General features: G+C 65.6%; 13 protein-coding genes and 1 pseudogene. 6 read left to right on the top strand and 8 right to left on the bottom strand.

Annotated features, from left to right (window positions below):
• A pseudogene (locus AIIKEEIJ_RS26855) lies at window positions 1-1,191 on the top strand (ATP-binding protein); the annotation flags it as partial.
• A gap of 586 nt (window positions 1,192-1,777) precedes the next feature.
• Here the strand turns inward: AIIKEEIJ_RS26855 and AIIKEEIJ_RS26850 are convergent.
• From AIIKEEIJ_RS26850 to AIIKEEIJ_RS26840, 3 genes are read right to left on the bottom strand one after another with little or no spacing between them, the layout of a single operon-like run.
• A complete protein-coding gene (locus AIIKEEIJ_RS26850; RefSeq protein ID WP_161996917.1) occupies window positions 1,778-2,101 on the bottom strand; it encodes a hypothetical protein in 324 nt (107 codons plus the stop codon).
• A gap of 31 nt (window positions 2,102-2,132) precedes the next feature.
• Window positions 2,133-2,732 carry a hypothetical protein gene (locus AIIKEEIJ_RS26845; RefSeq protein ID WP_161996916.1) on the bottom strand — a complete coding sequence of 200 codons (600 nt, stop codon included), beginning with the start codon at window positions 2,730-2,732 and terminating at the stop codon, window positions 2,133-2,135.
• Entirely contained in the window at window positions 2,729-3,364 is a 636-nt protein-coding gene (locus AIIKEEIJ_RS26840; RefSeq protein ID WP_161996915.1) for a DUF2637 domain-containing protein, read from the bottom strand. The genes AIIKEEIJ_RS26845 and AIIKEEIJ_RS26840 overlap by 4 nt, the downstream gene beginning before the upstream one ends.
• Window positions 3,365-3,863: 499 nt before the next feature.
• Here AIIKEEIJ_RS26840 and AIIKEEIJ_RS26835 point away from each other — a divergent pair, with 499 nt between their 5' ends.
• The 3 genes from AIIKEEIJ_RS26835 (at window position 3,864) to AIIKEEIJ_RS26825 (ending at window position 6,449) form a co-directional block, all read left to right on the top strand.
• The gene (locus AIIKEEIJ_RS26835; protein WP_006942909.1) at window positions 3,864-4,271 is read left to right on the top strand and encodes a YciI family protein; all 408 of its coding nucleotides are present in this window, start codon (window positions 3,864-3,866) and stop codon (window positions 4,269-4,271) included.
• 6 nt (window positions 4,272-4,277) lie between these two features.
• Window positions 4,278-5,474, top strand: a complete 1,197-nt coding sequence (locus AIIKEEIJ_RS26830) for an RNA polymerase sigma factor (protein ID WP_006942910.1) — start codon at window positions 4,278-4,280, stop codon at window positions 5,472-5,474.
• Window positions 5,475-5,780: 306 nt separating this feature from the next.
• Window positions 5,781-6,449: a hypothetical protein gene (locus AIIKEEIJ_RS26825; protein WP_232334117.1), complete on the top strand. Its 669-nt coding sequence runs from the start codon at window positions 5,781-5,783 to the stop codon at window positions 6,447-6,449.
• A 19-nt stretch (window positions 6,450-6,468) separates the two neighbouring features.
• On the opposite strand, the gene AIIKEEIJ_RS26820 is transcribed toward AIIKEEIJ_RS26825, so the two are convergent.
• On the bottom strand, window positions 6,469-6,702 hold the full coding sequence (locus AIIKEEIJ_RS26820) for a hypothetical protein (RefSeq protein WP_146034312.1): 234 nt from the start codon (window positions 6,700-6,702) through the stop codon (window positions 6,469-6,471).
• Between the two features lie 1,074 nt (window positions 6,703-7,776).
• Here AIIKEEIJ_RS26820 and AIIKEEIJ_RS26815 point away from each other — a divergent pair.
• Together AIIKEEIJ_RS26815 and AIIKEEIJ_RS26810 are read left to right on the top strand one after the other, a co-directional pair.
• Window positions 7,777-8,079, top strand: a complete 303-nt coding sequence (locus AIIKEEIJ_RS26815; RefSeq protein WP_081637032.1) for an FtsW/RodA/SpoVE family cell cycle protein — start codon at window positions 7,777-7,779, stop codon at window positions 8,077-8,079.
• Between the two features lie 69 nt (window positions 8,080-8,148).
• Window positions 8,149-11,172 (top strand): protein kinase domain-containing protein, encoded by a 3,024-nt coding sequence (locus AIIKEEIJ_RS26810; RefSeq protein WP_006942917.1) that lies wholly within the window; start codon window positions 8,149-8,151, stop codon window positions 11,170-11,172.
• 258 nt (window positions 11,173-11,430) lie between these two features.
• Here AIIKEEIJ_RS26810 and AIIKEEIJ_RS26805 read toward each other — a convergent pair whose 3' ends face one another.
• The 4 genes from AIIKEEIJ_RS26805 to AIIKEEIJ_RS26790 all read right to left on the bottom strand — a co-directional run bounded on the left by AIIKEEIJ_RS26805 (window position 11,431) and on the right by AIIKEEIJ_RS26790 (window position 15,001).
• Window positions 11,431-12,198: an SDR family NAD(P)-dependent oxidoreductase gene (locus AIIKEEIJ_RS26805; RefSeq protein WP_006942918.1), complete on the bottom strand. Its 768-nt coding sequence runs from the start codon at window positions 12,196-12,198 to the stop codon at window positions 11,431-11,433.
• Window positions 12,199-12,255: 57 nt separating this feature from the next.
• Window positions 12,256-12,495 (bottom strand): hypothetical protein, encoded by a 240-nt coding sequence (locus tag AIIKEEIJ_RS26800; RefSeq protein ID WP_044476293.1) that lies wholly within the window; start codon window positions 12,493-12,495, stop codon window positions 12,256-12,258.
• Between the two features lie 408 nt (window positions 12,496-12,903).
• Window positions 12,904-14,616, bottom strand: a complete 1,713-nt coding sequence (locus AIIKEEIJ_RS26795; protein ID WP_065923020.1) for an FAD-dependent oxidoreductase — start codon at window positions 14,614-14,616, stop codon at window positions 12,904-12,906.
• 184 nt (window positions 14,617-14,800) lie between these two features.
• Window positions 14,801-15,001 (bottom strand): ferredoxin, encoded by a 201-nt coding sequence (locus AIIKEEIJ_RS26790; protein WP_006942920.1) that lies wholly within the window; start codon window positions 14,999-15,001, stop codon window positions 14,801-14,803.
• Between the last annotated feature and the right edge of the window lie 32 nt (window positions 15,002-15,033).

The raw sequence follows: 15,033 nt of genomic DNA, 5'->3' as shown, positions 1-15,033 counted from the left end.
AAGGACGATCAATCAACCGATTTCACCTATGTTTGCTACCTCTCCTCGGACTATCTCGACGCTCACGTCCGTGCCGACCGGACGGCTTTCGACATCGGCGAAAGCGTCGCAGGCACGACCATGGAACACGAAATATCGCTCGACGACGTGCGCACGGCCGTACTGGCCAATGTAGAGAGATTACTCGCCGACCAACTCGCCACGGCGCGAGATGAGGGCAGAGCGCGAGTTAACGACTATGTGAGCAATCATGCGCCGAGGTACCGGCCTGTTCTGTCGCGTCTTGTTTCACTGGGAGTTACCGTCGACCCTTCCATCAAGGACCAGGATCTCGAACTTCTCTTGCACCGCAGTCTGCAGAAGCTCGATGCGGATGCCCTTGCCGAGGGCCATGTGGTCTTCGCAAAGGCCGGATCGGAACCGTTGGTGGACTACAAAGAACGGCTCGCCCGGTACCTCGAAAAAGTCACCGACATCAACCAGTCAGATCTGGCAGCGTACGTGTCGCGCCGACGGACGATTCTAGACATTCTGGCCAGGTTGATTCGGTCGAACGAGGACGGCAAGTACAGCAGGGAAGACGCCATTCACTCCTTGCTCATCCCGATGCGGACGGATTCCAATGAGATCGCCACGGACGCATCGAACCTTTGGATCATCGATGAGCGGCTCGCATTCCACGACTACCTCGCCTCTGACAAGACTTTGAAGAGCATGCCTATCACCTTGTCAGAGTCGACGAAGGAGCCGGACATACTCGCAACCCGGCTAGCTGGCGCCCCTGTGCTGGCAGCCGAAGGTGAAGCGCTTCCGTTGCCTTCGATCGTCGTGGTCGAGATCAAACGGCCGATGCGCAACGACGCCACGGAGGACAAAGATCCAATCCAGCAGTGCCTTGAGTACGTGAAGCGCGTACGCGAAGGCGGTGTCCGAACCTTCGCGGGTCGCCCGATCCCGAAATCACAAGAGCCGCCTGCCTTCTGTTACATCATCGCCGACCTGACACCGACAATGGTGAGTCGCTGCGAGTACGCAAACTTGAAGCCGACCCACGATGGACTTGCCTACTTCGGCTTCAATGACTCAACCAAGGCTTACATCGAGGTCATGAGCTTTGAGCGTCTCGTCAACGCAGCTACGGAACGGAACAGGGCGTTCTTCGACAAACTCGGTTTGCCCTCCAGCCACTAACCCCCTCGAGTCAAGTTCCGAGAAAGAGAGCTGCATATCGCCTCTCTGCTGGGATCGGTTGCGAGCGGAGCTTACAAGTGTTCGTACGAGGCACGTGCAGATCACCGCCCGGCTCGGACCTGCGCATGGCATCGCGCTATGATGCGGGCCCGGCACAACCTCGACCGGCACGGGAACTGCGTGCTTGCTGTGTGCCTCGGAGGAGCGGCCTCAGAAGGTCTCGGATGCCGGCCGGTGCTTCCCAGACTCGCGTCTCACCGGCCGGCGTCCGGAACCATACCGCTGCTCGAACGCCTGTGCGAAAATTTCAGGCGTGGCCCTGTGCGAGCGTGCACCCAAGCGCTGTCCGAACGGCCATCGCCTCACCCCGAACCAGGTCCTGGTCGGATGGATACCCTGCGACTGCACGCCCGGCGCCGGGGGCCATCGAACGTGGACCTGCAGAACGTGCGAGACCACGATCGGCCGACCGCCTCACGTCGGACCTCCGCGGCCCGGAGTGAAGTGGTCGTGATATGAGAGAACGCCCCGGGTGTGTGGGTGCCGGGGCGTTCCGTCCTGAGTGTAGGGAAGGGGGCCGACAGAACTACTTCCGTCGGCGCTGCTCCCGCCATTCCGCCATCGTGGCGGGCAGGGGAGTGGGCCGTGGCCGGTCGAGATCGATTGGGCTGTAGCGGCCGTACACCCCGGCGTCCTTTCCCTCGAGGAAGAGTGCGTGTTCACGATCGGCCCGTGCAGCCAGTGCAGCCGCCTCGTCCCGACGTCCCTTCGCCCGGCTACGCAAGGCCTGCCATGCCCACAGGGCGGCGGCCGCGAGGACGAGCACCGCGAGGGCGCCAAGGATGGTCTTCCAGAAGGTGACGGCCAGGCCGACGAGCAGGACGATCGCGAACACCGCTATCCACTGCATGTGCATAACTCCTGTGAGTAGTTGTCGCGGCTCAAGCGCCCGGGCACTTCCCGGTCGATTCTCCGTCAACCTCGAGATCGGCGGACCAGCTGAATGACGAACCGAGGACCGTCCCGGAGGCAGCTGGGAGTGCGACGGAGATGGATGCATCGTTCCAGCGCGGTGGGATGGCGATGTTCTCCTGGCGCGCGCCCGAAAAGACGTAGTTCGCGATGACCTCGCCGTCGATCAGTTTGACTCCGCGGGTGATCGGCTGGCCATTTGGTCCGGACATGGTTGCTGTGAAGGCGACAGTTCCAGTGCTGATCCCGCCCTCCCAGTGCCACGTGATCGTCTTGGCGTCTGAGGGGTGGCCGGCGGCGCCATCCTGGACGTCCACTTCAGTCAGTCCCGGGTACGCCATGGGGGTGACGGTGCACTCGCTCGTATTGCCAGAGTGCTGGACCTTGCCAGGTACGGGCGCGAGCTGCGTCGCAGCTGTCGTCGTGGTCTGCGCCGCCGTCCGAGTGGTGGTGCTGGCAGCTGCGCTTGACTCGGTTGTGGTCGCCCCGATCGTGGAGTCGTCGCTTTCTCCTCCGCACGCGACGAGCAGGACGAGGGCCGGGGCGATCGCAAGGGCGCGGAGTCTCATGCCCGGATCATCCCATCTGGTCTGTTTCGTGTTACTTCCTGGCCTGCTCGTGCCCACCGTCGCACCGACGTGTCGGTGACACCGACTTCCTTCGCGACGGCACGGAAGGACATGGTCGTTGTAGCGAGCAGCTCGAGTGCGCGTGCTCGCCGATCTTCGGGTGTCTCGACTGCCACCTCCGGTTCGACGGGCGGTGCAACCACCTCCGCGGGCATCACGTCGGGGATAGTGTCGACGTCGCGACCAGGTCGCGACTGTGCGTCCCGGGCAAGTTGCACCGCGAGGTGCGGTGCGACCAGCAGGCACAGCGGTGGCACCACCGACACTGCCGCGGCCGCGAGCGGCGGGAGTGGTCCCGGAGGAAGGAGCTGGCTGCCGACGGCGGCGGTCATCGATACCCCGGTGCCGGCGGCGAGGAGGGTCCACGCGTAGCGGCGGGATCCGGTCAGGCGGAGGACGCCGCGGGTGGCGACGATGGTGATGCCGTCGACGATGAGCGGCCACACGTGCGCGGCGTAGTCGCCGTAGCCGGCGCGGAGCGCGAGGTCGACGAGCTTGGTGTAGGAGAGCAGGAACGCGAGGGCGGCGATCGTGATGGTGAGGTACGCGTCGGTGCTGTGGACACGTTTCATGAAGGGATTCCTTCCGGGGAAGTGCGAACGGAATCGAGTTCGACAGGGCACGCGGGGGCGACAGTTGTCACACAGTTGTCACAACTCGCGCACCGATGCACGATCCTGGGCGGTGGCGGGCGCGGTAAACGCGCAGGTCACGGTGTTGCACGATGGCTACCGTTGACCTCATGTTCGCCTTGTAAGCGAGCGGTCGTCAGTTCAATCCTGACAGGGGGCTCCACCAGCGGAAACGCTGCACGGCAGGTCAGGGGCCGGTTCCGGGAACGGGAGCCGGCCCTGTTCTGGTTCTTGCCCACATTCTCTCGCTCGACGCCGTCGTGGCCGGCCTGCAAGCCCGCGGGCGCGAAGCTCGTCGCGGCTCCCGTGGCGCCGCAGAGTGCGCGGTGTCAGGAGGATCGCCGGGAAATGTCGCGGTGGGATGTCGAGATCCCGAGCACGGCTCCGTCCCTGAGGTGAACACGGCCACAATGGGCTGTACCGCATCAAGGAGAACACGATGGCCAAGTACCTGCTGCTCAAGCACTACCGTGGCGCGCCCGCACCGGTCAACGACGTGCCGATGGACCAGTGGACGCCGGAGGAGATCTCCGCCCACATGCAGTACATGAACGACTTCGCCGCTCGGCTCGAGGGCACCGGAGAGTTCGTCGACGCGCAGGCGCTGTCCCCGGAGGGGACGTTCGTCCGGTACGACGGCGAGGGGCGGCCGCCGGTCACCGACGGCCCGTTCGCCGAGACCAAGGATCTGATCGCCGGCTGGATGGTGATCGACGTCGACAGCTACGAGCGGGCGCTGGAGCTGGCCGGCGAGCTGTCTGCGGCTCCGGGGGCGGGTGGGAAGCCGATTCACGAGTGGCTCGAGGTGCGCCCGTTCCTGTCCGCGCCTCCGACCGTCACGGAGTGAGGCACGGTGGATGAGACCCTGCTGCGGACCCTCACCCCCACGGTGATCGGGATCCTCGTCCGCCGCGGAGCCGACTTCGCGGCGGCCGAGGACGCCGTGCAGGACGCCCTGGTCGAAGCGGTGCGCGTGTGGCCGGACGATCCGCCGCGGGACCCGAAGGGCTGGTTGGTCGCCGTGGCCTGGCGCAGGTTCCTCGACGCCACCCGCGCCGAGTCCTCCCGGCGGCGGCGCGAGGTGCTCGTCGAGGTCGAGCCCGGGCCCGGCCCGGCCGAGGCAGTGGACGACACGCTTGCGCTGTACTTTCTGTGCGCGCACCCGTCCCTGACGCCGGCCTCGGCGGTCGCGCTGACACTGCGCGCGGTCGGCGGTCTGACCACGCGACAGATTGCGCAGGCCTACCTCGTGCCCGAGGCAACCATGGCCCAGCGCATCAGCCGGGCCAAGCGGACCCTCTCGGGTGTCCGGTTCGACCGGCCCGGTGACGTCGCCACGGTGCTGCGCGTGCTCTACCTCGTTTTCAACGAGGGCTACTCCGGCGACGTCGACCTCGCCGTCGAGGCGATCCGGCTCACTCGCCAGCTGGCGGCCATGATCGAGCATGAGGAGGTGGCGGGCCTGCTCGCGCTCATGCTGCTCCACCACGCACGGCGCCCGGCGCGGACCCGTACCGACGGCAGCCTCGTGCCGCTGGCCGAGCAGGATCGCAGCCTGTGGGACACCCGTCTGATCGCCGAGGGCGTCGACGTGCTCCAGGCAGCGCTCGCCCGCGACCGACTGGGGGAGTTCCAGGCCCAGGCCGCCCTCGCCGCGCTCCACGCCGATGCCCGCACGGCCGAGGAGACCGACTGGGTGCAGATCGTCGAGTGGTACGACGAGTTGCTGCGGTTCACCGACAACCCGGTGGCCCGCCTCAACCGCGCCGTCGCGGTCGGCGAGGCCGACGGCCCGCGGGCCGGTCTGGCCGCCCTGGCGGGGCTCGACCCCGCCCTGCCCCGCCATGCCGCCGCCGCGGCGTACCTCCACGAGCGTGCCGGTGACCTGGTGACCGCAGCACGGCTCTACACCGAAGCGGCCCGATCGGCGCCCAACCTCCCCGAACGCGACCACCTCACGCGTCAGGCTGCACGGCTGGGCGCAGAGCTCCGCCGTCGAGGCGGCCGTTCGAATCCCGGAAACAGGACCGCCAGGGTCCCCCACTACTGACACCGTGTATGCCTCTGATCGGTGCATATGGGCGTTGGAGACATCGGCCCGCCGCGGCCCGGAGGGACGTGGTCGTGACGAGCATCACTGTCATATGTGCTTTCGGGCCCTAAAATTCCCGGCGTGCTTCCCGAACCGAACGATCGTATTCTCACGTCCGTCCGAAAAGGCGCCGTGCGGCTCGGCATCGTGTGTGGGTCGCTCGCCCTCGCAACCGGACTGGCACCTCTGGCTGACGCGGATCCGGGTACCGCGGACCCACATGCCCGCCCTGCCGGGCCCGAATTCGCTCCGATTCCGAGGATCGTGGCCTCGCCGCTCATAGACACCGCCGACGAGAGGGGCGGGGACAACTACCGCGCACCGGCTCCGGCGACCCCCTTGGTGCTGCGTGCGGCCGACGACTTCGATCGCCCGGACGGCCCGCTCGGCCCGAACTGGATCACCTGGGGTGGAGGCACACTGAAGATCGTGAACGGTCATCTCGACGGCCGGGGGACTCCGTCGACTCCGTTGAGTCTTGCGTTCTGGAGTGAGCCGATGCCGAGCGAGACGCAGGTGATGCGGTGTGTGGTCCGCTGGAACGGACGCGAGCCGGAGCACTCGTCGATCGGTCCGGTGGTGCGCGCCAATCCCGGTGTCGACACCGGTGTGCAGTTCGCGTTCACCGACAGCATCATGGCGTTGTACCACGAAGATCCTGCCAACCCGAACGGGTTCACCCCCGTGGCGGGGACTCCGCAGTACGCGTCCACGTCGAGGTTTCCCGAAGGCGCAGTGATCGAGCTGCGGGCCGAGGGAGACCTGTACACAGCCCGGGTCAACGGCAAGATCGTGCTGCAGGGGACCGTGGGGGCCGACAAGATCCCGTTCACGAATCGGTACGTCGGCACGGTGATCCAGGACGACAGCCGGGAACGCGGCGGTGGCCAGCCCCCCGCTCAGCTCGACGATTGTCGGGCGTTGACCCCGTGACGTCGCATTCCTGTCTCCTTCAGCACAGGCCACGATGCCGCAGCCAACCCCTGCGCGCCGAGTTGCCGCTGTCCAACGCCCGGACGCCGCCCGGCTGTGCGAGCGGATCCGCGGCCAGCCGGAAATCGTCACCCGGGATGAGCACATGGCCCGGACAGCTCGCTCCAACGCCCTCGAAGCCACCCGCCAGGCCGACACCACCGCGGTAGCCGAGCCACTCGAGCCGCTCACCGTCGCAGCAGCTGGAAAGCACCGTCGGGTCGCTCGCCGACCGCTGCCACTCGCAACGATCGAGGGTTGATCCGGCTCGGAGAGATCATCCAGGACACGGTCGAGCGGAAAATGCACGACCCGGCCCTCATCGGCCGCGAACTCGATAGCGTCTCAGGCACCGGTCCCGCCGAGACCGGACCGACGCACCCCATCAGGTTTCGGACGGCCTTGTCACCTGTCGATAATGCTAGCCTTCGGTTCGTCGACAGCTGACGGTCCGGCACGCTGATACCGAATGCCATATCAGCGTGTCGAGTCTGCCACCGCCACTATGCCGGTTCGGCTTCGTCGCCGAGGTCGGGCGCGTGGCATGGCAGCTCGTCTCTTCCGCTTCGGTGCCGGCATCGGTGTTGGGGCCGGTCTCGTTGCGCTGGTGTGCGGCGAGTGCTTCGCCGACGGTGCGCAAGTAGGCGGTGCCGGCAGTGCGCAGTGCGTCGTATAGTCCCGCCCGCCCGGTGTCCTGCCCGACCGGCGCTATTTCCCCAGCGGTGTGCTGTGCGGAGGCTGGCGGGTCGAGGGGCACGGTCGGCTTGCCATACGCCGTGTCGGCCTTGTTCGTGGGTCATGGCAACCTCCCTGCTCGAAGCGCCGGACTGGGCGACCTGCTTGTTCTGCCCTTCTGGCGCAGGGAATGTGGACCAGCATGAGGACCGGGGAGTGCCATCTACTCACGGGAACGTAGGTTCGACATCGGTAATGCCCCGGGGCTGGCGGCCGCGTACACCGGTCCCCGGTGCGGCTGCGGTGTGTCCCCGACATCGGATACTGGGCTGTCCAGCGCGACAGCCGGAGCACACACACGGCCGTGGGTGTGGGGCGTACCGGGGCGGCGTGGCTACTCTCCGAGATATGACCCTGTGCCCCAACATATTACGATGTTCAGGCAATTGGTGCGGTGGGAGGATTGTGCCATGATCACCCCCTGGTCGGAAAGAGCAGGGCATCAGCCGGGCGACCGCGCAGTTGTGTGGGGATTTCCCCGTATCCTCGTACACCGACGTCGAAGCCGTAGTCCAGGAGATCAGGGCGCGACTGTAGATCGTGCGCTCGATGGTTGGGGTGCAGGCCTGGACCTTCGGACCCGAAGTGGAGTTCCAGGCCGCAGGCATACAACGAATTCCCCTTTTCGATCACCGGGGAAGAATTCGGCATGCTGGTGGTGATCGGGCAGTTCGCCGCGCAATTGTGGGTGGGATTACGGGTGGCGATGGGTTCGGCTGATCCGTTCCTGTGCATGCTCGCCGCGGTGGCGACGATGTGGATCATGTTCCAGACGTTCGTCGACATCAGCTGCACGGTGACGGCGGTGTTGCCGCGCTATTCTGAAACTGTCCGCAGAGGTGGCACATGGCATTGAAGGAACGGCGAACAAGCCTGATTGTTGCGTTGAAGCGGTCGAGCCGACACGCTGGAACAGGTTGCTGCGATGGCAGGCGGTGATCCGCGGGCGACTCAGCGCGACGACGCGACGGCCATCGGTGCCGAACTCGGGGCAGCGGGTTTCGAGGACGCCGAGCAGATCGGACGCGGCGGCTTCGGCATGGTCTACCGCTGTCGGCAGCGGGCCTTGGACCGTACGGTCGCCGTCAAGATCCTCACCGTGTCATTGGACGAGGAGAACCTTGCCCGGTTTCTGCGTGAGCAGCGGGCCATGGGCCGGTTGACCGGGCATCCCAACATCGTCCATGTCCTGCAGGTCGGGACGACCGACAGTGGCCGGCCCTATCTGGTGATGCCGTACTACCCCCAGACTTCCCTCGACGCATGGATCCGCCGCCAAGGTCCGTTGTCGGTCGACGACGCCCTGCGGATGGGGGTCCGGCTTGCCGGTGCCTTGGACACGACCCATCGGCTGGGAGTCTTGCACCGCGATGTCAAACCGGCGAATGTCCTTCTCACCGAGTACGGCGAGCCGGTGCTGACCGACTTCGGGATTGCCCACATCGAAGGGGGCTTCGAAACCGAAACCGGGGCGATCATCGGGTCGCCCGCATTCACCGCGCCGGAGGTGCTCAGCGGCGAGCGTCCCAGTGTGGCCTCGGACATCTACGGCCTCGGAGCGACGTTGTTCGCAGCTCTGACCGGGCACGCTGCCTTCGAACGCCGACAGGGTGAGCAGGTGGTCGCCCAATTCCTGCGGATCACCACCCAGCCGGTCCCGGATCTACGCGAAAACGGATTTCCGGATGACATCAGCCGCGCTGTTGAACGCGCCATGGACGCCGATCCCCGCCGACGCCCGAGCACTGCAGCAGCCTTTGGGCACGAGCTGCAACAAATCCAGGTGAGTCGAGGGCAGCGAGCCGACGAGATGGCGCTGCTCGAGTACAGCGGCCGGCTCCGGCCCGGATTACCCGATGCTGTGAGACCTGTCCGCCGAGTGGGGAACCTGCCCGCCGAATCGACCACCTTCGTGGGGCGCCGGCGAGAAGTTTCCGCCGCGAAGAAGAGATTGACGGCCTCCCGCGCGCTGACGCTGACCGGGATCGGTGGGGTGGGTAAGACGCGGCTGGCGCTGCGGGTCGCGACGGAGCTGCAGCCGAGCTACCGCGACGGTGCGTGGCTGGTCGAGTTGGGAGAACTCAACGACGAGGCGCTACTCGTCGATGTCGTGGCCGAGGTACTCGACGTCCGAGATTCGCCGGGTCGATCGCTGGAGGATGCAGTAGTCGACTTCGTGGCCTCGCGACAGCTTCTGCTGGTACTCGATAACTGTGAGCAGATTGTCGACGCTGCGGCGCGGCTGGCGGACCGGTTGTTGCGACACTGTCCGGATCTACGCATTCTGGCCACCAGCCGTGAACCCCTCGGTATTCGCGGTGAGGTGGTCATGCGGGTATCGCCGCTGTCGGTGCCGCCCTTGGATCAATTGGGATCGGTCCGGGAACCGCGCCGATTCGATGCGTTGAAGCTGTTCGTCGAGCGGGCAGCAGCCGCCGTGCCGGACTTCGAGTTGACCGAGTACAACCGTGCCGCTGTGGTGGAGGTCTGTACCCGGCTCGACGGACTGCCCTTGCCCATCGAGCTGGCGGCGGCCCGCATGCGGGTGATGTCTGCCGAGCAGCTCCGGCAACGCTTGGCCGAGCGGTTCACCGTCCTGACCACGGCGGAGCGGCACGTGCCCACACGACAACGGACGCTGCGTCTGTCGATCGACTGGAGCTACGATCTGTGCACGCCCGCCGAACAGCAACTGTGGCAACAGTTGTCGATCTTCGCCGGCAGTTTCGGCCTCGAGGCGGTCGAGTACCTGAGTGGCGGCACCGCGACCTCTACCGACGTTCTCGACCGGGTCACTGCGCTGGTCGACAAGTCGATCATGATTCGAGAACAGCACGATGATCAGGTTCGCTTCCGGATGCTCGAGACGATCCGGCAGTACGGTCGCGAGAAGGCTCAACAGTGTGATGAGTACCTCGGGTGGCGCCACCGCCACCGGGAGTGGTTCGAGCAGATGGTCCTGCGGGCAGAAGCGGAATGGATCAGTCCCCGGCAGCTGGACTGGATCACCTGCTTGAACAGAGAGTTGCCGAATCTGCGTGAGGCCCTCGAGTTCGCTTCGACCGAACCGGCCGCGTCCAGATCGGATCCCGCATTACGGATGGCCACCGCGCTGTTTCCGTACTGGCTGGCACGGGGGCTGCTCAACGAAGGCCGCCACTGGCTCGGACGTATGCTCATGCATCCTCTCGCCTCCAGCAATGACAGGATCGACGCCCTCTATGCCCACAGTGTTCTCGCCGAACTGCAGGGCGATTTGGCTACCGGGGCTGAGTTGGTCGAGCAGTGCAAAGCCCTGGTCCAGGGCGCGAACGACCCGCTCCTGGATGCCCGCGCCGATCACGCCGCCGGCCTTCTCGCTTTGTACAGCGGTGATCTGGTCCAGGCCTGCACGCATTTGGAGCGTGCACTCGCGGTCTTCGATGCGGAACATCACCTTTCGCGGCACGTCTGGATTCTGGTGATGCTCGGTCTCGCATACGAATTGCGCGGCGATACCGACCGAGCGATCGAGTGCCACCGGAAGGTGCTGGCCATCACCGAAGCGCACGGTGAGTTCGTGTATCGGTCCTACTCGCAGTGGGCCTTGGGTGTTGCGCTGTTCCAGGAGGGCGATCACCATGAGGCTCGGGTGATGCTCGAGCAGGCGCTCGGTGTGATTCGGCGTGTCGGCGAACCTCTGGCTGCTGCGGTATGCCTCGAGGCGCTGGCGTGGACCGAGGACGTTGAGAACCGTGCCGAACGCGCTGCCGTACTGATGGGCGCAGCGGAGTCGTTGGGACGTGCGACCGGAAGCTCATCGCTACTCTTCCGTGCGCTTGACCGCAATCATGCGGAATGCGAGAAGTCCGCGCGGATTACTCTCGGTAACAACGAATTCGAAGCCCGACTGCGCCACGGGAGAGGACTCGGGCTCGACGATGCCGTCGACTACGCTCTGGATGGCTGATCGCCTCGTCGACGGACCATCCCTTCATCTCGTTCGTGAAGCCCCCAGGTCTGTCGAGACGCGGTGGTGGATAACCGAACACCCTGCCGAGGAGGAGGCAGGGCGCTCGGCTCCGGCCGATCGCTCAACTGAGACCACGACCACCGACAGGGGAGAGGCAACCGTGGGGATGGTGGGTAGTCCGGCATCGGCTGGATCGGTCGGACCTTTCGCCAGCGGATCGACGGAGGGGCGCATCGACCAACTCTGGACGCGCTGTCAGATGGCGTGGCAGTGGCCGCCGTCGACGTGGACGGCGGTGCCGGTGATGTAGCCCGCTCGGGGCGAGAGCAGGAAGGCGGCGGTGTCACCGAACTCGTGAGCTTCGCCGACCCGACCGAGCGGGATCCGCATCCGGTCGGCCATCGTGTGTAGGTATTCCTCGACGTCGCGGCCCGCCTCGAGTGCGGGGCGCTGGATCTGGCCGCTGCGGATGACGCCGACGAGGATTGCGTTGACCCGGATCCCGTCGGGCCCGAGTTCGGTGGCGAGCGCATTGGTCATGCTCAGCCCGGCGGCGCGCAGAGGGGCACTCGGCATGGCTTTGCGTCCGGGAGTGCGGGCGCCGGTGCTCAGGACGTTGACCACGGCCCCGCGGCTGGCTCGCAGGTGCGGAAGGGCGAGGCGGATCGTCCGGGCGGCGGCGAGGAACTTCAGTTCGTAGTCCGCGATCCATTCCTCGTCGGTGATGTCTTCGAACCGGCCGCCGGTATGCACGCCGGCGGCATTGAGCAGTCCGTCGACGCGGCCCCACCGGTCGGTGGTGGCGTCGATAAGGGTGGTGAGGTCGTCGATGCGGGTGACGTCGGCGGGGACCGCGTGCACGTCGTGACCGAGGGCGGTGACGGCGTCGTCGAGTCGACGCTTGTCGCGGCCGCAGATGGTGACGTGGGCGCCTTCGGCGAGCAGCGAGCGCGCGGTCGCCAGACCAAGGCCGTCGGAGCCGCCCGTGATCACGAACGCCTTACCGTGCACACCGAGATCCATCCGTCTGCCCTTTCTCCTCGAGTTTCGCGCCCCGAGACCCGGGGTCGACGTAAGCGGTCAAACCAACTCGGAGGCGCGTCGACTCCTCTGGGACAGCTTTGCTGCGCACGCTTCGGCCAGTTTGCGCTTTGCCGTCAGCCCCAAGCCGAGCGTCGGACGTGACTGCAGCAGGGTGTGCAGTCGTAGGTAGAAGGTGTACGGCGTGACGCCGAACTGGGGAAGAATGTATTCGTCGCCCCCGCCGAAAGGGAGCCACTTGGTTGCGAAGTCGATAAACTCTTGGTCTTCGGTGGTCATCGATCTCTCCTTTCGTTCACGTTGTGCCTCGGGGCGCAACGGACCGGACGGGAAGTACTGATCCGTAGATGGATCGGCCCAGTGTGAGAAGTTCGGGCGTTCCGGCATCCAGTGGGCTGGTCTCCAGTGTTGCAAACAATCATTTGTTTTTCAATACTGCGGATTGATTCCCCTGGGTGCACTCGGCCGACGCAGGGGCGCCCTTTCGGACAGCTGCCGCTGATCGACGGGCGGATGCACAACGCGACTGTTCGCACACACTGCAGCGCAGGACTATCGCGGCGTGTCCTGCGGTCCCGCCCTCGAATCGAAGGCCCGTGCAGTGTCTGCATTGACGTGTTCAAACCCTGCTCTTCCGCCACAGGACTGACTCCCGCCGTGACCGCACCGCCGTTGCGAGGTGGGAGATCAGCGTGTCGAGGTGTCGTGCACCTTGACCACTTCCAGCATCGCCTTCACATTGGTGATCTTGATGCGGGGACGTCCGTGTTCCCTGCCTTGCTTGCGTTCGGCAGCGTCGATGGCCTGCCATCCTCGGTAGTCGACGACCTCCGGCTGTCGTTCGGTGACGAGGGCGCTCAGTTGTTCCCTGCTGCAGTCGGAAGCGGGTCCCTCCAGTGTGCCGGCGAGGAAATCCTCGAGCAATACCTTGACGGTCTCCTGGGCGCACTTCTTGTTGGTTCCGATGACGCCGGAGGGTCCGCGCTTGATCCAGCCTGCGGTGTACACACCGGTCAGGGACTCGCCGGTCTGCGGGTCGATGACCCGCCCGTCTCGATGGGGGATCGTTCCTGTGGCGTCGTCGAAGGGGACGCCGGGAACGCCTGCGCCGCGATATCCGATGGAACGCAGCACAAGACCCGTCTCTATGGTCTCCGTCCGGTCGGTGAGGCGGGCTTTGAGAGAGCCGTCGGCGGCCCGATAGAGTTCATTGTGTGCGATTTCGATGGCTTCGACATGGCCGGCGCCGAGCACCGCGGTCGGTGAAGCGAGATAGCGCAGCACGATTCGCTTGCGCGTCGGGTCGGGGACTCGGGTGGAGTACTCGCGGGCGAGCTCGGTCTTGAGCACAGTCGAGGGCTCGGCCGCGGGGTCCTCCAGCGCAGCTCTGCTGTGCTCGTCCAAGATCAGATCCTGAGAATCGACCACCACGTCGACCCCCTCGAGCGCTCCGAGAGCCAACAGCTCCGGGGTAGTGTATGCGGCTTGAACCGGTCCGCGACGACCGAGCACCAACACCTCGCGAATACGGCTGTGTCGCAGAGCGTCCAATGCGTGATCGGCGATGTCGGTTCCAGCGAGATCGTCCGGGTCGGAGACCAGGATACGTGCCACGTCCAAGGCGACGTTGCCGTTGCCGACGACGACGGCACGTTCACCGGACAGATCGAACTGCAGGTCGGCATAGTCCGGGTGACCGTTGTACCAGGCCACGAACTCGGTCGCAGCGTGACTGCCGGGCAGGTCTTCACCCGGAACGCCGAGACGACGGTCGCGTAGCGCGCCGACCGCGTAAATGACGGCGTGGTGGTGCGACATCAGCTCCGGGTGGCTCAGGTGCTTGCCGATTTCGACGTTGAGGTGAAACTGCAGAGCCGGCTTGGCTGCGGCGTTTCGGAAGAGATCGGTGACAGCCTTGGTGCGCTGATGGTCGGGAGCCACACCCGCCCGCACGAGCCCCCAGGGGGTGGGGAGCCGGTCGAACATCTCGACCTCGACGGCCCCGTGAACGTTGGTGAGCAGATCATCGGCCGCATAGCAGGCCGCCGGGCCTGAGCCGACAATCGCAACCCGCAACGGTTGGTCCTGCTCGGGCAATGCGATCGTCGATACCGAAATGTTCGGCATGCCCTTGGACTGGAGCGGGTGCTTGTCGAAATAGTCTGCGTTGATGCTGGCGTACCGCACGTCGGTCCCGGTGAGGTCCCACTCCGGGTAGATGGCGCCGACCGGGCATGCGTCCATGCACGCCCCGCAGTCGATGCACGTCACGGGATCGATGTAGAGCATCTCCGTGTTCAGGTATTGCGGGTCCCCCGGGGTGGGGCGGATGCAGTCCACCGGGCACACCGGCACGCAGGAGGCGTCGTTGCAACACGGTTGGGTGATCACATAGGCCATGACAAGTGTCCTCGGTACAACCCTGCAGAAGGGGATGGAAGTGGCGATGGATGGCTGGTCGCCATCGATGAAAGCGTGGTCGGTGACGAGTGAGTGTGTCGGAGTAGCCGGGTCAGCGCTGGAAGGTAGAGGGGGCGGGCGCGGAGACGTTGCCTTTGCTCCGCGCCCGCCCGTGTGTCCCGTCCTAATTGTCGACGAGGGCGATCGCTCCCTCGGGGCAGTTTCGCATCCCGAGTTCGGCGGCTGCCTCCTGGCCGGGCGCCACTTCGATGGTGGAACCGCGGTCGGCGTTGTAGCCTTCGTCGTCGAGTCGGTACACATCCTTGGCGAGGATGAAGCACCGTCCATGACCTGAGCACAGTGTGCCGTCGATCTCTACCTTCATCGTGATCCTCCATCACGTCGTTCATGCGTGGT

This window comes from Rhodococcus sp. YH1 (genome assembly GCF_009939605.1).
Lineage (GTDB): Bacteria > Actinomycetota > Actinomycetes > Mycobacteriales > Mycobacteriaceae > Rhodococcus > Rhodococcus aetherivorans.
This window is presented reverse-complemented; position numbering and strand designations above follow the sequence as displayed.